The sequence below is a fragment of the Mycolicibacterium litorale genome (assembly GCF_010731695.1).
Taxonomy (GTDB): Bacteria; Actinomycetota; Actinomycetes; order Mycobacteriales; family Mycobacteriaceae; genus Mycobacterium; species Mycobacterium litorale.
The window spans coordinates 1,090,388-1,108,876 of sequence record NZ_AP022586.1 but is presented as its reverse complement, the minus strand read 5'-3'; the positions used below and the strand labels follow the sequence as shown (position 1 = coordinate 1,108,876).

At 69.1% G+C, this 18,489-nt stretch carries 17 protein-coding genes; 9 read left to right on the top strand and 8 right to left on the bottom strand.

All coding sequences use genetic code 11. The features are described from left to right. Positions 1–63 precede the first annotated feature (63 nt). The 3 genes from G6N30_RS05200 to G6N30_RS05190 all read left to right on the top strand — a co-directional run bounded on the left by G6N30_RS05200 (position 64) and on the right by G6N30_RS05190 (position 3,751). Positions 64–417, top strand: coding sequence for a molybdopterin oxidoreductase (locus G6N30_RS05200; protein ID WP_134060364.1), 354 nt, complete (start codon positions 64–66; stop codon positions 415–417). Next, entirely contained in the window at positions 417–2,933 is a 2,517-nt protein-coding gene (nirB, locus tag G6N30_RS05195; RefSeq protein WP_244964985.1) for a nitrite reductase large subunit NirB, read from the top strand. Before G6N30_RS05200 ends, nirB begins: the two co-directional genes overlap by 1 nt. 134 nt (positions 2,934–3,067) lie before the next feature. Further along, complete coding sequence (locus tag G6N30_RS05190) at positions 3,068–3,751, top strand: sensor domain-containing protein (protein ID WP_134060361.1); 684 nt, start codon at positions 3,068–3,070, stop codon at positions 3,749–3,751. 4 nt (positions 3,752–3,755) lie between these two features. On the opposite strand, the gene G6N30_RS05185 is transcribed toward G6N30_RS05190, so the two are convergent. From G6N30_RS05185 to G6N30_RS05170, 4 genes are read right to left on the bottom strand one after another with little or no spacing between them, the layout of a single operon-like run. After that, a complete protein-coding gene (locus tag G6N30_RS05185; protein ID WP_134060360.1) occupies positions 3,756–4,148 on the bottom strand; it encodes a universal stress protein in 393 nt (130 codons plus the stop codon). 31 nt (positions 4,149–4,179) lie between these two features. Beyond that, the gene (locus tag G6N30_RS05180; protein ID WP_134060359.1) at positions 4,180–5,721 is read right to left on the bottom strand and encodes a tripartite tricarboxylate transporter permease; all 1,542 of its coding nucleotides are present in this window, start codon (positions 5,719–5,721) and stop codon (positions 4,180–4,182) included. Beyond that, positions 5,722–6,237 carry a tripartite tricarboxylate transporter TctB family protein gene (locus tag G6N30_RS05175; protein WP_134060358.1) on the bottom strand — a complete coding sequence of 172 codons (516 nt, stop codon included), beginning with the start codon at positions 6,235–6,237 and terminating at the stop codon, positions 5,722–5,724. Next, positions 6,234–7,220, bottom strand: coding sequence for a Bug family tripartite tricarboxylate transporter substrate binding protein (locus tag G6N30_RS05170; protein WP_134060357.1), 987 nt, complete (start codon positions 7,218–7,220; stop codon positions 6,234–6,236). Before G6N30_RS05170 ends, G6N30_RS05175 begins: the two co-directional genes overlap by 4 nt. 57 nt (positions 7,221–7,277) lie before the next feature. Between G6N30_RS05170 and G6N30_RS05165 the strand changes: the two genes are divergently transcribed. Both G6N30_RS05165 and G6N30_RS05160 read left to right on the top strand, forming a co-directional pair. After that, the gene (locus G6N30_RS05165) at positions 7,278–8,897 is read left to right on the top strand and encodes a sensor histidine kinase (RefSeq protein WP_134060356.1); all 1,620 of its coding nucleotides are present in this window, start codon (positions 7,278–7,280) and stop codon (positions 8,895–8,897) included. Further along, positions 8,890–9,552: a response regulator gene (locus G6N30_RS05160; protein ID WP_134060355.1), complete on the top strand. Its 663-nt coding sequence runs from the start codon at positions 8,890–8,892 to the stop codon at positions 9,550–9,552. The genes G6N30_RS05165 and G6N30_RS05160 overlap by 8 nt, the downstream gene beginning before the upstream one ends. Here the strand turns inward: G6N30_RS05160 and G6N30_RS05155 are convergent. Beyond that, positions 9,549–9,815, bottom strand: a complete 267-nt coding sequence (locus G6N30_RS05155; RefSeq protein ID WP_134060354.1) for a helix-turn-helix domain-containing protein — start codon at positions 9,813–9,815, stop codon at positions 9,549–9,551. The genes G6N30_RS05160 and G6N30_RS05155 overlap by 4 nt on opposite strands. 98 nt (positions 9,816–9,913) lie before the next feature. Between G6N30_RS05155 and map the strand changes: the two genes are divergently transcribed. Continuing rightward, the gene (gene map, locus G6N30_RS05150; protein WP_134060353.1) at positions 9,914–10,684 is read left to right on the top strand and encodes a type I methionyl aminopeptidase; all 771 of its coding nucleotides are present in this window, start codon (positions 9,914–9,916) and stop codon (positions 10,682–10,684) included. Between the two features lie 5 nt (positions 10,685–10,689). On the opposite strand, the gene G6N30_RS05145 is transcribed toward map, so the two are convergent. Beyond that, entirely contained in the window at positions 10,690–12,261 is a 1,572-nt protein-coding gene (locus tag G6N30_RS05145; protein WP_163687412.1) for an HNH endonuclease signature motif containing protein, read from the bottom strand. Positions 12,262–12,347: 86 nt separating this feature from the next. Between G6N30_RS05145 and G6N30_RS05140 the strand changes: the two genes are divergently transcribed. Beyond that, positions 12,348–13,556, top strand: coding sequence for a cytochrome P450 (locus G6N30_RS05140; protein WP_134060576.1), 1,209 nt, complete (start codon positions 12,348–12,350; stop codon positions 13,554–13,556). Here the strand turns inward: G6N30_RS05140 and G6N30_RS05135 are convergent, their stop codons facing one another. Then, the gene (locus tag G6N30_RS05135) at positions 13,557–15,137 is read right to left on the bottom strand and encodes a phospholipase D family protein (RefSeq protein ID WP_134060577.1); all 1,581 of its coding nucleotides are present in this window, start codon (positions 15,135–15,137) and stop codon (positions 13,557–13,559) included. A 73-nt stretch (positions 15,138–15,210) separates the two neighbouring features. On the opposite strand from G6N30_RS05135, the gene G6N30_RS05130 reads away from it, so the two are divergent. After that, positions 15,211–16,416: a serine hydrolase domain-containing protein gene (locus tag G6N30_RS05130; protein WP_134060578.1), complete on the top strand. Its 1,206-nt coding sequence runs from the start codon at positions 15,211–15,213 to the stop codon at positions 16,414–16,416. Positions 16,417–16,426: 10 nt separating this feature from the next. Further along, the gene (locus G6N30_RS05125; RefSeq protein ID WP_134060579.1) at positions 16,427–17,149 is read left to right on the top strand and encodes a type 1 glutamine amidotransferase; all 723 of its coding nucleotides are present in this window, start codon (positions 16,427–16,429) and stop codon (positions 17,147–17,149) included. On the opposite strand, the gene G6N30_RS05120 is transcribed toward G6N30_RS05125, so the two are convergent. Continuing rightward, on the bottom strand, positions 17,119–18,477 hold the full coding sequence (locus tag G6N30_RS05120) for a TIGR01777 family oxidoreductase (RefSeq protein ID WP_134060580.1): 1,359 nt from the start codon (positions 18,475–18,477) through the stop codon (positions 17,119–17,121). The two genes, G6N30_RS05125 and G6N30_RS05120, sit on opposite strands and share 31 nt — an antisense overlap. Between the last annotated feature and the right edge of the window lie 12 nt (positions 18,478–18,489).

The window sequence follows — 18,489 nt, the reverse complement described above, 5'->3', positions numbered from 1 at the left end:
GACTCACGGCGGACTCGTCGCCGAAACGGCGGCGAAACATCGGCGCCCTAGCTTCTCGAAGGCATGAGCGACGGCAGCACTCCCCGATTCCTGCAGGGCGTTTTCGAGTTCGAAGGCAACGGGCTGGACAAGCCGATGCCGATCGACGCGGCCCTGCGCTACGTGGTGCCCGCCGGGGCGATCGCCCAGCCGGTGTACTTCCGCGGCGGCAACTCCAGCGACGAGATGGTCACGGTCGTCCTGTTCCGCGACGGAAAACCAATGCGGTACTTCCCGATCGCCGCCAAGGGTGCCACCCATGTGGCGTTGCGCGTGGTCGAGGACCTGCTCGGTGACACGGTGCTCGAACTGTCCGTTGCCGCGCCGACGGGTTGCGCGGGCACCTTGATCGTCGACCTCGGGCTGGTGGAGATCTGATGGCGCGCCGCAGACTCGTCGTCATCGGCAACGGGATGGCCGGTGTGCGGGCCATCGAGGAGATCCTCGCCCGCGGTGGCGGCGAGAAGTTCCACATCACCGTCTTCGGTGACGAACCATACGGCAACTACAACCGCATCCTGCTGTCGAATGTGCTCGCCGGCAGTGACGGCACCGACGAGATCTACCTCAACCCGCTCGACTGGTACACCGACAACGGCATCGACCTGCGTGCCGGGATTCGCGTGGTCAAGATCGACCGCTACGCCCGCCTGGTGCATGCCGACGACGGCAGCGTCGTGCGCTACGACGACCTGATCGTGGCCACCGGCAGCCGCTCGTTCTTCCCGCCGATGACCGGGCTGTGGGCCGACGACAAGACCCTCGCCGACGGCGTGTTCGGGTTCCGCACGCTCGACGACTGCTTGGGCATGATCGCCGAGGCCGAGCACCGGACGAAGGCGGTGGTGATCGGCGGCGGCCTGCTGGGTCTGGAAGCCGCGCGCGGACTACAGAACCGGGGCCTGGCGGTCGAGGTGGTGCACGCCGGGCCGGTGTTGATGAACGCCCAGCTCGACGACACCGCGGGCGCGATCCTGCGCCGGTCGGTCGAACGCCTCGGCATCGCCGTGCACATGGCCAAACGCACCACCGAGGTGCGCACCGGCCCCGACGGCACGCTGCGCGGCATCGTGTTCTCCGACGGCAGCGTGATCGACTGCGACATGCTGGTCATCGCCGCGGGCATCCGCCCGAACGTCGGCCTGGCGCAGCGGGCCGGCCTGACCGTGGAACGCGCCATCGTCGTCGACGACCACATGCGCTCGGTCGACGACGACCACATCTACGTCGTCGGCGAATGCGCCCAGCACCGCGGCCAGGTCTACGGTCTGGTGGCACCGCTGTGGGAGCAGGCCGGCGTGCTGGCCGACCACCTCACCGGAACCGACCCCGGCGCCGCCTATCACGGGTCGCGCACCGCGACGAAACTCAAGGTCGCCGGGGTGGACGTGGCATCCATGGGGCTCAAGGCGCCCGAACTGCCCGACGACGAATTCGTCCAGTACTCCGAGCCGAGGCACGGTGTCTACAAGACCATCGTCATCCGGGATGGAAAGCTGGTCGGCGCAACGCTTCTCGGCGATGTCAGCAAGGTGTCGTTCCTGACCCAGGCATTCGACACCGGCCTGCCGCTGCCCGAGGAGCGGGTGTCCCTGATGTTCGACATCGGCACGCCCGACGTCGAGGTGGGGGTCGCCGAGCTGGCCGACGACGCTCAGGTCTGCAACTGCAACGGGGTCTCCAAGCGCACACTCGTGGGGTGCGTGCGCGACGGGGAGACCTCGGTCGCCGGGGTGATGGCGAAGACCAAGGCGGGCAAGGGATGCGGATCGTGTAAGGAACTCGTCGGACAGGTCGTCGAATGGGCCGCCGACGGCGCGGTCACCGAGGATCCGTCGGCGTCCTGGTACGTGCCCGGCATTCCCTACGACAAGCCGACGCTGATGCGGCACATCCGCGAGCTGCGGCTGCACTCGGTGTCGTCGGTGTTCGCCGCGCTGGCCCCCGACGGCAAGGAGGATGCGGGCTCGAAGATGGCGCTGGCCTCACTGCTGGAGATGATGTGGGCCGACGAGTTCGTCGACGAACGCGACGCGCGGTTCATCAACGACCGGGTGCACGCCAACATCCAGCGCGACGGGACGTTCTCGGTGGTGCCGCAGATGAAGGGCGGCGTCACGAACTCCTGGCAGCTGCGCCGCATCGCCGATGTCGCGGACAAGTACGCGATCCCGATGATCAAGCTCACCGGCGGTCAGCGCATCGACCTGCTCGGGGTGCGCAAGGAGGACCTGCCCGCGGTGTGGGCGGATCTCGACATGCCGTCGGGATACGCCTACGGGAAGAGCTTCCGCACCGTGAAAACCTGTGTGGGCAGCGACTTCTGTCGCTTCGGCGTCGGCGACTCGACCGCGCTGGGTATCGCGATCGAGGAGCGGTACAAGGGGCTGGCGAGCCCGGCGAAGATGAAGCTGGCCGTCACCGGATGTCCGCGCAACTGCGCCGAATCGCTGTGCAAGGACCTCGGAGTGGTCGCGATCGACGGCGGCCGCTGGGAGATCTACGTGGGCGGCGCCGCGGGGGCGCACATTCGCAAGGGCGACCTGCTGGCCACCGTGGACTCCCCCGACGAGGTGATGACGCTGACGGGGCGCTTCCTGCAGTACTACCGGGAGAACGCCAACTGGCTGGAACGCACGTATGCGTTCGTACCGCGCATCGGCATCGAGAAGATCCGCGAGATCGTGATGGAGGACAGCGAGGGCATCGCCGCCGACCTCGACGCCCGCATGCAGAAGTCCGTCGACGCCTACCGCGACCCCTGGCACGACGGGCGGGAGCCCGCGACCGAGGGGCAGTTCCGCTCGTCGCTGCTGCTTTGCCCTGCCGGTGCAAGGACATCACGCTCGACTTCCGTCATCGGTCGCGAGATCGACGGCGCAGTTACCCGGTGACCACGGTGAACGGGGCGATCCGCATCAGCCGGTGAGGTCCGCGGCTCAATCGTTACCCGGAACTTGACTCATCGTGATCAGGAAACGCCGCCGATTTCGCCGTGGCGGCGCGAATGCTGGCGCACCATTCTCTTATGCGTCAATCACGAGCCCGGGTCGTTGTCGCAGCCGCCTGCCTTCTCGTCACCGGATGCACGCAGACGGTCAGCGCGTCGTCGACCACGACCACCCGCACGATGATCCCCCGCCCGCTCGTCGAGCGTGAGTTGCCCGGACTGCTCCTCGAACCCGAGGAGGTGAACGCCACGATGGGGACCACCGGGATGGCCGTCGTCGGAACCGAGGCGGCGATGCCCGACAACAGCGCCCTGGTGTCACCGCCGGAGTGCCTCGCCATCGACGCGGCCGCGGAGGCCCCCGTCTACGCGGGCAGCGAGTACTGGGCCGAGCGCGGTGTGAGCATGAACAACGGTGACGACTTCACCCACTACCTCAAACAGGCGGTGGTGCTGTTCCCCTACCAGGAGAAGGCCGCCGCCTTCTTCGACATGTCGGTCAACCAGTGGCCGGCCTGCCGCCAGTTCACCCACACGCAGAGCGGATACGTGTACGACGTCGGGCAGACCGTCAACGAGGACCACATTCTGAGCACTACCGCGATGATGCAGGAGGCGCGCGCACCGGGCTGGGGCTGCGGTCGCGCTCTCGCGTTGCGCAACAACATCATCATCGACGTCAACACGTGCAGCGCCGCCCCGGCGGACTCGGCGGTGAAGATCGCCGCCCAGATCGGAGAGAACGTCCAGGCTCAGTGGTGAGCCGTCACCCCTCGTGGGGTTTGACGGCCAGCACCGGCTTGGGGCATTCCAGCAGGACCCGCTGAGACACGCTGCCCAGCAACAGTTTCCCCACCGGGCTGCGGTGGCGCAGGCCGATCACCAGCAGTTCGGCGTCGTCGCGCTCCATCGCGGTGATCAGCGCGTCCGCGGCGTAGACGCCGACGGGCTGCTCCACCTCGAACGGCACCCCGCAGTCAGTGAGCAGTGCCTCGAGTCCCCGGACATCGCCGGCCTGCGCGAACCCCGCGTCCACGTAGGAGTCCCCCGCGGTCGAGTTGATCACCAGCAGACCGGTGTCACGCCGCTTGGCCTCGGCGATCCCGTGTTCGACCGCCACCTCACCGAAACGGTCCGCCGTGTACCCCACCACGATCATGTCTGCTCCTCGCGCGAGCGCTTGTCGGCCGTCATGTCCGTGCCGCCTTCTCCTGCTGGTCCACATCGTCTTCCACGATCAGCAACGTCTCCTCGTCGCGGTGCAGGAGCTTGAGCACGAGCGGCGCGAGCAGCAGCAGCACCATCAGCACATACACGACGATCGCCACCGGTTCGGTGAACAGGCTGGTCCAGTCGCCGCCGCCCAGCTGCAGGCTCTGCCGCAGTTGCCGTTCGATGCGGGGTCCGAGGATGACACCGATGATCAGCGGCAGCACCGGCAACCCGAATCTGCGCATCATCAGCCCGAGCAACCCGAACACCAGCAGCAACGCCAGGTCGAGCGGCTGCACGTTGACCGCGAGCGCACCCAGGGTGGCGAAGAACAGGATGCCCGCGTACAGGTACGGCCGGGGGGTGCGCAGCAGCTTGGCCCACAGTGGCGCCAACGGCAGGTTGAGCAACAGGAGCAGCAGGTTGCCGATGAACAGGCTGGCGATCAGCGTCCAGATCAGCAACGGCTCCTTCTCGAAGAGCGTTGGGCCGGGCTGGATCCCGTAGGACACGAACGCGGTCAGCATGACCGCCGCGGTCGCGTTGGTGGGCAGGCCCAGCGACAGCATCGGCACCAGCGTGCCTGCCGCCGACGCGTTGTTGGCGGCCTCCGGCCCGGCCACGCCCTCGATGGCGCCCTTACCGAACTCCTCGCTGTGCTTCGAGAGTCGTTTCTCGGTGATGTAGGACAGGAAGGTCGGCAGTTCCGCCCCGCCGGCGGGCAGGGCGCCGAACGGGAAACCGTACGCGGTGCCGCGCAGCCACGGCTTCCACGACCGACGGAAGTCGTCGCGGCCCATCCACGGCCGTCCGACGGGGATCACCTCCGCGGGGCGCCGCCGCAGGTGTGCAGCCACCCACAGCGCCTCGCCGAGGGCGAAGATCGCGACCGCGATCACGACGATGTCGATGCCGTCGGAGAGCTGCGGCAGCCCGAAGGTGGCACGCGGCTGCCCGGTGAGGAAGTCGATGCCGACGACGCCGATGGCCAGTCCGAGGAACAGCGAGATCGCCCCGCGCAGCTTGGATGCGCCGAGCACCGCGGTGACCGCGACCAGCGCGAACACCATGATCGCCAGGTAGGACGGCGCGCCGAGAGTGACGGCGAACCGGGAGATCGGCGGGGCGAACGCGGCGAGCAGGGCGGTGCCGATCGCGCCCGCGACGAACGACCCGATGGCGGCGGTGGCCAGCGCCTGGGCGGCCCGCCCGGCCTTGGCCATCTTGTTGCCCTCGATCGCGGTGATCACCGACGACGATTCGCCGGGGGTGTTCAGCAGGATCGAGGTGGTCGACCCGCCGTACATCCCGCCGTAGAAGATGCCGGCGAACATGATGAACGCCGCGCTCGGGCTGACGTTGTAGGTGACCGGAAGCAGCAACGCGACCGTCATCGCCGGTCCGATACCCGGCAGCACACCGACCGCGGTGCCGAGCAGCACACCGATGACCGCGTAGAGCAGGTTCATCGGCGTCGCGGCCTCCGCGAAGCCCTGAAGGAGCCAGTCCAGGTTGTTCATCTACAGGATCCCGTCCAAAATGCCTGCGGGCAGCGGGATTCCGAGCCCGGAGTAGAAGGCGTAGAAGCTCACCAGCGACAGCGCCAGCCCGATCGCGATGTTGCGCACCCAGTGGCGGTTGCCCAGGACACTCACCGCCCCGGCGAACAGCAGGGTGCCGGTGATCACCCAGCCGAGCGGTTTGACGAGCACGATGACGGCGACGAACAGCCCGACGAGCAATCCGACGGTGCGCCAATCGCTCGGGGCCTCCGGGTCGACGTCCTCGCCCGCGTCGGCCTCCCCCACCGAACCCCGGGGGATCGCCACGGCCAGGATGACGGCCAGCAGGATGAGCACGGCCCCGATGGCGATCGGAAAGGCCCTGGGCCCCACCGGATCCACTTTGGCGAAGCCCGCGGTCAGCCGTAGTGCATCGACGATGAGGAAGACGCCGACCACGGCCAGTACGGCGCAGATCAGGTACTGCGCCCGGTCGACGCGCTTGGCCTTGTCGACGTGGTCGTTCGTGGTCATACCAACCCCAGCTCGGTCAGGGTCGAGGAGACCCGGTTGTCCTGGTCGACGAGGAACTGTTCGAACGCCGCTCCGGTGACGAAGGCGTCGGTCCAGCCGTTTTTGACCAGCGCCTCCTTCCACTCCTCGGTGCCGTGCAGTTCCTCGAGCGCGCGGATCATCGCCTGTTTGGCGTCATCGGAGATGCCCGGTGGGGCGAGGACCCCGCGCCAGTTCGCGAACGTGAGGTCGATGCCGGACTCCTTGAGGGTGGGTGCGTCGACGCCTTCGACGCGCTCCTCGCTGGAGACCGCCAGCACCCGCAGTTGGCCGGCGGCGATCTGGTCGATCAGCTCGCCGGGGCTCGAGGTGCCCGCGGTGATCTTCTTGCCGAGCAGCGCGGTCAGCAGGTCGCCGCCGCCGTCGTAGGTGACGAAGTTGACGGCCTTGGGGTCCACGCCGACGCTCTCGGCCAGTTCCATGGGGAACAGGTGGTCGGGCCCGCCCGGGGAGGATCCGCCGCCGATCGTCACCTTCGCGGGATCGGCCTTCCACGCCGTGACGAAGTCCTGCACGGTCTGGAACGGCGAGTCAGCGGGGACGAAGATGGCCCCGGGATCCTCGATGAGCTTGGCCAGCGCGGTGGCGTCGGAGGCCTTGATGTTGGAGCCGTTGGTGTAGGTGGCTCCGACCACGCCGAGCCCCATCGTCATCATGAGGTCGTCGTTGCCGCGCTCGTTCATCAGCCGGGCCATCGCGACCGTGCCACCGGCGCCGATCACGTTGAAGACCTCGACGCGCCCGGTGATGTCGTTGTCCTCCATGATCTTCACCGCGGTGCGGGCGGTGAGGTCGTAACCGCCACCGGGACTGTTGGGCACCATCATCCGCAGCCGGTGCAGGCCTTCGGACTCGTCGCCGCGGGTCACCCCGCAGGCGGTCAGCATTATTGCGGCGAGCACCACGACGGCCAGCGCCCGCAGGTTTCGTATCACGGTCGTCATACTGGACCCACAAAGTGACGTGAGTCACTGATTCGGAAGCAAAGGACGTTTTGGTCGTTGAGTTCACGATGGTTCGGTACGGTGCGCGCCTTCGGCCGCCGCAGCCTGGCCGGGCAGTTCCTGGTGTTCCAGATGCTCGTGGTGGCGGTGGTGCTGCTGGCGGTGGCGGCGGTGTCGGTGGCGCAGTCCACCCGGGAGTTCCGGGACGTGCGCGGGCAGCGGATGATCGCCGCGGCGGAGAACGTCGCCTCGACGCCGATCGTGCGGGACCGCTTCGCCGATCCGTTCGCGTCGCGGGTGCTGGCCCCGGAAGTCGACCGGGCCGTCGCACTGTCCGGGGCGGGTTTGGCGGAACTGGTCGACCCGACGGGGCGGGTGCTGGCGTCCTCTGATCCGTCGCGGGTGGGCAACCGTCTCGACCTGGACGTCACCCGCGCCGACGAGGGCCGTGCCTGGTTCGGCGACGACGACATCGACGGCGTGCACAGCCTGATCGGGCAGGTGCCGGTGCTGTCGACCCGGGGTGAGGTGCTGGCGATCGCGTCGGTCAGCGAGCCGTATCCGTCGGTGTGGCAGTTGCTCAGCGGGGCGGGCGAACGTCTGCTGCTGTACCTCGGACTGGCCGCGGCACTGGGCCTGTTGGCCTCGTGGCTGCTGTCGCGGCGGATCAAGCGGCACACCCGCGGCCTGGAGGTGGCCGAGATCGCCGGGCTGGCCGATCACCGGGAAGCGTTGCTGCACAGCATCCGTGAGGGTGTGGTGGCCGTGAACACCGACGGCGTGATCACGCTGCTCAACGACAGCGCCCAGGAGTTGCTCGACCTCTCGGGCGCGGCGGTGGGCCGGCGGGCGGATGCGGTCGGGCTGGATCCGGCGGTGGTCGACTTCCTGCTGTCCGGGGAGGACGGCCGCGACGTCGTGATCACCACGCGCGCCCGGGTGCTGGCGCTCAACCGGCGCACCGCATCGAGCGGCGGGCAGTGGATCGGTACGGTGACCACGATGCGTGACAGCACCGAATTGGCCGCCCTGCAGGCACAGTTGTCCTCGCACAAGAGCGTGACCGACACCCTGCGGGCCCAGACCCACGAGTTCGCCAACCAGTTGCACACGATCTCGGGGCTGGTGCAGCTCGGCGAGTACGACGCCGTGCGGGACCTCATCGGTGAGCTGACCCGGCGGCGCGCGGAGATCAGCGATGCGGTGACCCGGCGGATTGCCGATCCGGCGGTGGCGGCGCTGTTGATCGCGAAAACCACGCTGGCCGCGGAGAGCGGCGTGAGATTGGAGCTGGATCCGGATTCGCACCTCGGTGCGCTGGAGCCGGCGCTGGCGACCGACGTGATCACCGTGTTGGGCAACCTGATCGACAACGCGGTGGACGTGTCGGTGGGCTCCGGCGCGGCCGGGGTGACCGTGCTGATCGACGATGCCGACGAGTTGTCGATCACGGTGGCCGATTCGGGACCCGGTGTGCCCGAACATCTTCGCGAGGCGATCTTCGCCCGCGGGGTGACGTCGAAGCCGGATGCGCCGGGTGGTCGCGGCATCGGGCTGGCGCTGGTCCGGCTGGTCACCGCGCAACACGGCGGCGTCGTGGAGGTCACCGACCGGCCCGACGGCGGGGCGGTGTTCGCGGTGCGCCTGCCGCGCAGCCGGGTGGCCGCCCATGCGTGAAGTGCTGGTGGTCGACGACGACTTCATGGTCGCCGACATCCACCGCCGGTTCGTCGAGCGGGTGGACGGCTTCCGGGCTGTCGGAGTCGCGCGGACGGGTAACGAAGCCCTGAGTGTGGCAACGAAACTGGCGCCGGACCTCATCCTGCTCGATGTGTACCTGCCGGATATGACGGGGCTGGAGGTGTTGCACCGGTTGCGAGCGGCGGGTAACAGCGTCGGCGTCATCATGATCACCGCGGCGCGCGAGCTGGACACCGTACGTGCCGCGCTCGACGGCGGCGCAGCGGACTACCTGATCAAACCGTTCGAGTTCGCGCAGTTGCGCGCGAAGCTCGAGGCATTCTCGGCCCGTGCCGATGCCCTGGAGTCGGCCCGTGGCGCCGATCAGTCGCTGATCGACTCACTGTTCGGCCGCGCGAGCGGCGGCGAGGTGCTGCCCAAGGGGCTCGGGATCGAGACGGGCCGCCTGGTCCTCGACGCGGTGCACAAGGCCGGCGAGGTGTCGGCTGCGGAATGCGCTGCGCTGGTGGGCATTTCGCGGGTCAGCGCGCGCCGATACCTCGAGCACTACCTCAGCACCGGCGCGTTGGAACTGCGACTGCAGTACGGGGTGGGCCGTCCTGAGCGGCGTTACCGCACTGCTGCCGGCTAGCCGGTTCGCTGGAGGTTCAGTTCGGGCACGCAGATTCGGGCAAGCTCGTCGAGCGGGATCTCCAGCACGGCCGCCAGGGCCGCAACCGTCGTGAAGGCCGGGGTGGCCAGGCGTCCGGTCTCGATCTTGCGCAGGGTCTCCGGTGAGATCGACGCGGCCTGAGCCACCTCGGCGGGTTTACGGTCGCCGCGCGCCTCGCGCAGGAAAGCGCCGAGTCGCTTACCGGCCGCGATCTGCTGCGGCGTCAGAGGGGATCGCACCATACGACGAGGATACGTCATGATCGGTATGAAAATACCGATCTCTGCTCTAGTCTGGTATTTCTATACCGGATTGTCGGCGAGTTGCGGAGGGTGAGCACGTGTTGGAACTGAAGACGCCACGGGAGATCGAGGCGATGCGCACCACTGGCGCCTTCATCGCCGAATTGCTCGACGATCTGCAGTCGCGTGCCCGGGTGGGGGTGAACCTGCTCGATCTCGAACACCGCGCCCGGCAGTTGATCGAGGACCGCGGCGCGGTGTCCTGCTACTGGGACTATGCGCCGTCGTTCGGCCGTGGCCCGTTCCGCAACGTGATCTGCCTGTCGGTCAACGACGCGGTGCTGCACGGCCTCCCCCACGACTACGTGTTGCGGGACGGGGATCTGCTGAGTATGGACATCGCGGTGTCGATCGACGGATGGGTGGCCGATTCGGCGCGCAGCCTGATCGTCGGCACACCACGGGCCGAGGACCAGCGGTTGATCGAGGCGACCGAGCGCGCGCTGGCCGCCGGCATCGAGGCCGCGCGTCCCGGCGGTCGCCTCGGTGACATCTCCGCGGCGATCGGCAGTGTCGCCGCGGACTACGGCTATCCGGTCAACACCCAGTTCGGGGGGCACGGACTCGGCCGCACGATGCACGAGGACCCGCACGTCTCGAACCAGGGGCGCGCCGGGCGCGGCCTGAAGCTGCAGCCCGGACTGACGCTCGCGCTGGAACCGTGGCTCGCCTGCGGCACCGACAAGATCGTGTACGACCCCGACGGGTGGACCATCCGATCGGCCGACGGTTCGCGCACCGCGCACAGCGAGCACACCATTGCGATCACTGAGGATGGACCGGTCGTCCTGACCCGCCGCGCGGACTGAGCACTTCAGAAGGGTGGGGTGTCGGGTTGGTGGGGTGGTCGCCAGTGGGGTGGGAGGGTTTCGGGTTGGTGGGGTTCGTTGAGCCAGCGCGTGTAGGGGTTGGTGGTTCTGCGGTGTCGGGTCATTAGCAGTGCGGTGCGGCGTCGGCGGTTGCGGTCTTGGCGGGTGGCGATCTCATGTGTGCGGGCGGCGTGGAGCCGGCGGCGCGCGGCGTTGACCGGACGCAGCGTGCGGTTGTTCTCCCGTCGGCGCGCGATGCGGTCGGCACGCTCGCGCGACGGGTTGCGCCGCCGCGGTGTGGGCTCCACACACGCCGGTGACCCCAGGCGCGGGAACAACTCCACCCCACCGGGCGCGGTGCAATACACCCGCCCGGTCGGTGAGGTCCACACGATGGTGCCGTCAGGAAGTTGCAGATCCCGCCAGCCGTCGTGGAAAGTTTTGAGCCGATGATGGTGCCGGCACAGACATTTCAGATTACTCGCTGTGGTGTACCCACCCGCCGACGGGTCGAGGTGGTTGAACGGGATCGTATGGTCCAGATCGCAGCGCTGCGCGGGCCGGTCACATCCAGGGAAGCGGCAGGTCAGATCCCGCATCCGCACAAACCGTTCCACCGCCGCCGTCGGCTGATAGCGCTTCATCTGTTCGGGCGTGACGCTCGGCGGGCTCAGCACCCGCAGCGTGGCCCGCTCGGCCATCCGCCGCACCACCTCGGCATCGACGACCCCGAACCCGGCCAGATAACCGGGTTTGTCGCCGACACCGAGCACGGTGGACCGCTCGGCGATCACGTTGACCACCACCTGGACGCCACGTCCCTCGTCCACCGCCGGCGTGGGTGCGCCGGCGCTGGTGCAGGCCGGGCACCGGCAGGCCAGCCTCAGCCCTTGGGCCATGGCCGCCACCGCATCGGCGCGGCGCTGATCGAGGGTGCGCGGATCCTGCGGGCACACCCCGTCGGCCAGCGCGGCGATCTTCTCGTCCACGATGACCGCGGCTTCGGCGTCGAGGACCCCGTCGACCTTCGCGGTGCCGTCTCCGGCCGGGATGACATCGAAACGCCGCTTGTCCTCGGCGGTTTCGCGTTCCCGGATCGCATCGGGATCCAGATTGCGTACCGCGGCGTCCACGGCGTTGATGACCCGCTTACGGGACCACGACGACCACCGCGCCACCTGCGCCGACAACCGGGTGTCCAGGGCGGCCAAAATCGACAGATCACCGACCAACCCGGTGCGGGTGAGGACGATCTGCACCGTGCGCCAATCAGTGTCCCCCGCGCACAGCACGGCCATGACCTTCGGGAACCGGCTGTCCAACGCATGCGCATGGGCGACCAGCGTGCTCGCCGCGCCCGGCGGCAGGTTCATCGCCGACGCCACCTCGGCGCTGGTGCGCTGCAACCCGGTCACGATCATGTACCCGCAATCCGGGTCCTCCGCCTCGGCCTCCCAGGTGCGCCGCGCCAACAGTTGAGCCACCATCGCCATCCGACGCCCGATCAACACCGACTCCTCACGCGACGACTCGGCAAGCGCACTCACCAACTCCCCCGCCGCCAGACTATCGAACATATGTGCGAGTGTAATCGCACCCACCGACAATGATCTCAACCGTTTGGCTGATGCGCCGGTGACTGATCTTGAGGGACAAACAGTGCATGACAACACTGGACGTCGGGTTGCCGACCGTCGACTACGAGAACGAGCGTGATCCCGAAGATGCGCACCGCATCCTCGCCGCGGCGCGCGAGCGTGGGCCCGTCGCACTCGGCGCACACGGTCCCGAGATCCTGACCTACGACCTCGCGCGCACGGTGCTGCGCGACGACCGTTTCGCGATCCCGAAGGGGCTGGCCCTCGCCTCGCAGGGCATCACGTCGGGACCCGTCTGGGACCGGGCCGTCGACAGCCTGCTCAGCCGCGACGGCGAAGACCACCACCGCCTGCGCCGGCTGGTGTGCAAGGCGTTCACCCCGAAAGCGTCTGCGCGACTGCGTGACACGTGCGTCGAGGTGATCAACGACCTCGTCGACCCGCATGCCGCGACCGGCGCCGTCGACGTCGTCGCCGACATCGCGCGGCCCTACCCCATCCCGGTCATCTGTGCACTGCTCGGCGCGCCCGCCGAGGACTGGTCTCGGTTCTCGGCGTGGGCCGACGACATCTTCAAGGTGTTCGCCTGGAACGTCGCCGAGGATGCCGACGACATCGAACGCGCGTGGACCGAACTCGATGGCTACAACGACGCGCTCGTCCGGGCCCGGCGCGACGCCCTCACCGACGACCTGTTCTCCGACCTGATCCGGGCCGAGGTCGACGGCGACCGGCTCGCCCACGACGAACTGCTGATGCTGGCCGGCGGATTGCTCATGGCCGGAACCGATACCACGCGCAACCAACTCGCCGCGGCCGTCGGCGTGCTGTGTGACCGGCCCGACCAGTGGGAGCTGCTGGCCGCGAACCCGGAACTGATCCCCCGCGCCGTCGACGAGTTGATGCGGTTCTGCCCCGTCATCTTCACCACCATCCGTACCGCGCGGGATGACGTCGAGCTTCCGGGATTGCGGGTTGCCGCAGGCGAGATGGTCATCGTCAACATCGCAGCCGCCAACCGCGACCCCGCCGCGTTCGACCGACCCGACCGGCTCGACGTCACCCGTGAGGGCGCTGCCGCCATGCTCACCTTCGGCGGCGGCATGCACTACTGCCTCGGCTCGCACCTGGCCCGGACGGAACTCGTCGAGGCGCTCACGGTGATCACCCAGCGGATGCCCCATCCGCGCCGCACCGCCCCCGAACGCTGGAAACCGTTGACCGGCATCAGCGGTCCCGCGACGCTCCCGCTCGCGTTCGACGCGGGGAACTGATCACCACTCGCCACGCAACCGTGCCCGGTACGAGCGACCGTCCGGGTCGTACATCATCCGGTACACCGGGACCGCCCACATCCGGGTGAACCGGCCCAGCTCCTCGGTGCGGTGGGCGCGCAGTCGACCGGGCGGCCGAGGCCCGACCTGCCCGCCCTCGTACCAGTCGTCCAATGCCTTTGCCGTGGCGGTGATTTCGCGCACCGCATCGGCCGGGTCGACCAGGTCGGCGTCGTCGGAGCGATCGAGGTGCTCACGCATCAGGCGCAACCGCAGATCCCGGGCGAACACGCGCGCACCGTCGCCGAGGCCGGCCGGATCTCGCGGGGCCCGCTCGTCGCGGGTGTCATCGAGCACCGCGCACGACAACTCGCTGTCATGCGTCCACGACCGGCGATTGAAGTTGTCGCTGCCCACACACGCCCACACGTCGTCGACCACGCACACCTTGGCGTGTACGTAAACCGGTGTGCCCTGGTGGTTTTCGACGTCGAAGATGTGCACCCGGTCGGGGCCGGCCGCCCGGCACGCGTCGATGGCCTGGCTGCGGCCGACCTGGTTCGGCGGCAGCGCCAACCGGCCGTCGACATCGGGATAGCGCGGTATCACCGCGATCAGGTGCAGATCGGGATTGTCGGCGAGCGCCTTGGCGAACAGTTCGGCGACCTGCTTGGACCACAGGTACTGATCCTCGAGGTAGATCAGCCGGCGGGCGCGCCGCACCGCCTTGGTGTATCCACGGGCCACACTGCGCTCACCGTGCGGGGCGAAGTCGTAGGTGAAGTGCGCGTCGGGATATGTGCGCAGCACCTGCACCGCATGCGGTCCGCAGGGTGGCGGATCGGGCGGCTGCTCGGGCAGCGGGTCGGCCTTCAGGTCGGCGCCGCGCAGGCGGTCCACCACCCACGCGACGGGGTTGAGCGTGTCCAACGGCGCCGGGTCGTTCCACCGCTCACGGAAGGTGCTGTCCAGCGCGCCGACCACCGGACCCCGCAGCCGCAGCTGCGCGTCGTGCCAGGGCGGGTTGTCGCCGTAGCGCTTGGACATCTCGATGGCCTGCGGATCGCCGCGGTGCGACTCGTCGTCACGGCGCGAATGACACAGATCGATACCGCCCGCGAACGCCACGTCGCGTTCGGGCGCGCCGGGATGGCGGATCACGACCAGTTTCTGGTGGTGCGAACCGCCGATCCGCACCCGCTGATCGAGCAGCACCTCTCCGCCGGCGCGTTCGATCGCCTCGCCGAGGTGCTGGTTCTCCGCCTCGCTGTAGGACAGCTGATCGAGGTGTGAGCGCCACACCAGCCCCTTCACCACGACTCCGCGTTCGGCAGCGGCGGAGAACAGTTCCCGGACCGTCGGTCCGTCGTCGCGCATCTTCTGGTCGGGATCCCCGCGCCAATCGGTGAAGAACAGGTGGTCCCCCGGCCCGAGTGCCTCGACCTCGCTGGCCAGCGCGTCGAAGTAGGTCGCCCCGTGGATCAGCGGTTCGACGAGGTTCCCGTCGCAGAACGCAGGCAGATCGGTCGACGGGTTGCCCCGTTCGTCGGCCGTGAGGAACCAGTCGGACAGATCCGCCATGCCACCCCCTCCGCCGAGACTCGATCGTAGTCAATACCGGTGCCGCTGCCGGTCCGCTCTGCCATGATCGATCATGCCTGTCCCCCGCCGCGCAGCCGGCGCGCTCGCGGTGGCGCTCCTGCTCACCTCGTGCACCGGCCCCTCCGGCTCCGGTCCCGACGAGCGCGCCGACAGCATCCTGCAGATCGTGCGCGACACGATGGCCGAGGCCCACCTCAGATCGGCCATCGTCCGTGTCACCGAGAACGGCCGAGAGATCGTCACCGGTGCCGTCGGCGACTCGATGACCGGGATTCCCGCCACACCCGATATGCACTTCCGCAACGGCGCGGTGGCGATCTCCTACGTCGCCACACTGCTGCTGCTCCTCGTCGAAGACGGCACCGTCGGGCTCGACGACCGGCTGTCACGTTGGTTACCCGACGTAGCGCATTCCGACCGGGTGACGCTCGGCCAGCTCGCGCAGATGACCTCGGGCTACCACGATTACGTGATCGGTAACGATGCGTTCGAAAAAGTGTTGTACGCCAATCCCTTTCGGGCTTTCACGCCCGACGAACTCCTCGACTTCGCGGTACCCGAACCCCTCCTCTACGAGCCCGGCACCAACTGGAACTACGCCCACACCAATTACGTGCTGCTCGGGTTGGCGCTGGAGAAGGCGACCGGCAGGCGCATGGCCGATCTGCTCGAGGAGAGAGTCCTCGGCCCACTCGGACTGACCGGCACCCGCGCCTCACTGACCGCCGAGATCCCCGAACCGGCACTGCACGCGTTCACCTCCGAACGCCGCACCGCGCTCGGGATCCCTCGCAACACAGGGTTTTACGAAGAGTCGACGTTCTGGAACCCGTCGTGGACCATCACCCACGGCGCGATCCAGACCTCCACCATCACCGACCTCGAGGCGACCGCCGTCGGCATCGGATCCGGCGAGCTCCTGTCACCGGAGTCCTACCGCCGCATGATCTCCACCGACCTGCGGGGGCGCACCAGGACCCAACCCGGGTGCCCCACCTGCCTGGTGATGGACGACCGCTACACCTACGGGCTGGGCATCGTGATCTCGGGCGACTGGCTGCTGCAGGACCCGATGTTCGCCGGCCTCGGGGCCGTCGAGGCGTATCTGCCCGCCCGGAAGCTGGCGATCGCCGTGGCGGTCACATTCGCCCCCGAGGCGTTCGACGCCAAAGGCGACTACCCCAATTCCGCGCAGACGCTGTTCGCACGTATCGCCGCCCGACTCGCACCGGAGGACGCGCCGCCGATACCGCGGTGATAATGGCCGGGTGACACCACGCGTCCTGTTCCTCCACAACGACCCCGTCGCGACCGAGGCGCTGCTGGGAGAGGCGTTCTCCGACGCCGGTTTCGACATCGACACCTTCACGGTGGTGCCCGCGGAGCGGGCTCACCAACCCGCCGTCGACGTGGTGTTCCCCGACCCGACCGGCTACGACGTCATCGTTCCCCTGGGTGCCCGCTGGCCGGTGTACGACGAGGCGCTGCGCAACACCTGGGTCGGCGCCGAGATGGCGATGCTGCGCGAGGCCGCCGCGGCCGGGGTCGCCCTGCTCGGCGTGTGCTTCGGCGGGCAACTCATCGCGCAGACCTTCGGCGGGACGGTCGGGCGCGGACCGGTGCCCGAGATCGGCTGGTACGACATCACCACCGACCGGCCGGAACTGGTCGCCGCGGGCCCGTGGTTCCAGTGGCACTTCGACCGGTGGACGCTACCGCCCGGCGCCGTCGAGATCGCGAGGACCGCCGACGCCTCCCAGGCCTTCGTGCTCGGCCGCTGCCTGGCGTTGCAGTTTCACCCCGAACTCGACCACGCCCTCCTCGTCGACTGGCTGGCCGACGACCGCGACGGCGAGGCCCTCGCCCTGGGCCTCGACCACGACGAACTCCTCACGCAGACAAGGCAACTCGGTGACGATGCGGCGAAACGGATCCGCGGTCTGGTGAACGCGTTCCTGACCTACGTCGCGGCGGCGCCGTGTCCCAGCTGATGGGCCAGCGCGTCGGCGAGACGCGGATGCCGGAACCGGTGATCCAGCGCGGCGAGCCTGGTCGGCAGCACCCGCTGATCGGCCTCGGCCAGTTCGCGGGCGCCCTGGGCGCCCAGCAGCACCTTCGGGCCGACTGACGGGACCGGCAGTACCGCCGGCCGGTGCAGCACCTGCGCGAGCGTCCGGGTGTAGTCCGCATTGCGCACCGGTTCGGGCGCGACGGCGTTGACCGGCCCGGTCACGCGGTCGTCCCACAGCGCCCGGTAGTACACGTCGAGCAGATCGTCGAGACCGATCCACGACACCCACTGCCGTCCGCTGCCGAGCCGCCCGCCCAGCCCGGCGGCGAACAGCGGCCGGAACAGCCGCAACGTTCCGCCCGCCGCGGCCTGGACGATCCCGGTGCGGACGGTGACCACCCGCAGCCCCGCGTCGGACGCCGGCGCGGTCGCGGCCTCCCAGTCCGCCACCACCCCCGCCAGGAAGCCGTCGCCGCGCGCGCTGTCCTCGCACAGCACCGCGTCACCCCGGTCGTAGCCGTAGATGCCGATCGCCGACGCGCTGACGAACGTGCGGGGCCCACCCGCGGCGGCCAGCTGTGCGAGGCGGCGGGTCGGCTCGATGCGGCTGTCGCGGATCGCGGCGCGGTGCGATGCGGTGAAGCGGCCGGCGATCGAGGCGCCCGCCAGGTGCACCACCGCGTCCACCCCGGTCAACAGATCCGGGGCGGGCCGCTGCGGATCCCAGTGCCGCTCGTCGGCGCCCACCGCCGACCGCCGCACCAGCCGGATCACCCGGTGGCCGCCACTGGTCAGCATCGCGGTCAGCGCCGCACCCACCAGCCCGGACGATCCGGTGACCGCGACGACCATCGGCCCGCATCCGGCTCGGGCGGCGTCCCGGTGGGCGGCGAGGTCGTCGGCAAGCTGTCGGTGGCGATAGACGAAGGTGGGGCGCAGCAGCGCGCCCGGCACGGTGGTGTCGACGCGGTCCCGCACCGCGGTGCGCCCCTGTCCGGCGTCGGCGAAGTCATGGGTGTGCCGCCACCAGCCGATCACGCGCGGCGGCCAGGTTCGCACCCCGTGCGACGACAGCGCGTCGACGAACCGGCGCGGCGGGTCGTAGCCGGCCGGGTCGTGCTGGGCGATCCAGCGCAGTCCCCCGGGCAGACCGAGTACCGCCTGTCCGTCCGCCAGCGACGGGGTCTCGGTGACCACCGTCATCGGCTGCCACGGCGGGACCAGCCGGGGCATCGCGCCCGGCCGGGTGTGCCAGGCGAACACCTCGTCGAGCGGGTGGTCGACGACGCTCGCGTACTCGATGCCCATGGCCCTCCTTGT

What these genes read in the sequence shown, in the direction of transcription:
- G6N30_RS05120 (WP_134060580.1), bottom strand. Translation starts at nt 18,477, where the DNA reads ATGGGCATCGAGTACGCGAGCGTCGTCGACCACCCGCTCGACGAGGTG.
- G6N30_RS05170 (WP_134060357.1), bottom strand. Translation starts at nt 7,220, where the DNA reads ATGACGACCGTGATACGAAACCTGCGGGCGCTGGCCGTCGTGGTGCTC.
- G6N30_RS05135 (WP_134060577.1), bottom strand. Translation starts at nt 15,137, where the DNA reads ATGGCGGATCTGTCCGACTGGTTCCTCACGGCCGACGAACGGGGCAAC.
- G6N30_RS05185 (WP_134060360.1), bottom strand. Translation starts at nt 4,148, where the DNA reads ATGATCGTGGTGGGGTACACGGCGGACCGTTTCGGTGAGGTGGCGGTC.
- G6N30_RS05175 (WP_134060358.1), bottom strand. Translation starts at nt 6,237, where the DNA reads ATGACCACGAACGACCACGTCGACAAGGCCAAGCGCGTCGACCGGGCG.
- G6N30_RS05145 (WP_163687412.1), bottom strand. Translation starts at nt 12,261, where the DNA reads ATGTTCGATAGTCTGGCGGCGGGGGAGTTGGTGAGTGCGCTTGCCGAG.
- G6N30_RS05180 (WP_134060359.1), bottom strand. Translation starts at nt 5,721, where the DNA reads ATGAACAACCTGGACTGGCTCCTTCAGGGCTTCGCGGAGGCCGCGACG.
- nirB (WP_244964985.1), top strand. Translation starts at nt 417, where the DNA reads ATGGCGCGCCGCAGACTCGTCGTCATCGGCAACGGGATGGCCGGTGTG.
- G6N30_RS05200 (WP_134060364.1), top strand. Translation starts at nt 64, where the DNA reads ATGAGCGACGGCAGCACTCCCCGATTCCTGCAGGGCGTTTTCGAGTTC.
- G6N30_RS05160 (WP_134060355.1), top strand. Translation starts at nt 8,890, where the DNA reads ATGCGTGAAGTGCTGGTGGTCGACGACGACTTCATGGTCGCCGACATC.
- G6N30_RS05130 (WP_134060578.1), top strand. Translation starts at nt 15,211, where the DNA reads ATGCCTGTCCCCCGCCGCGCAGCCGGCGCGCTCGCGGTGGCGCTCCTG.
- G6N30_RS05190 (WP_134060361.1), top strand. Translation starts at nt 3,068, where the DNA reads ATGCGTCAATCACGAGCCCGGGTCGTTGTCGCAGCCGCCTGCCTTCTC.
- G6N30_RS05140 (WP_134060576.1), top strand. Translation starts at nt 12,348, where the DNA reads ATGACAACACTGGACGTCGGGTTGCCGACCGTCGACTACGAGAACGAG.
- G6N30_RS05155 (WP_134060354.1), bottom strand. Translation starts at nt 9,815, where the DNA reads ATGGTGCGATCCCCTCTGACGCCGCAGCAGATCGCGGCCGGTAAGCGA.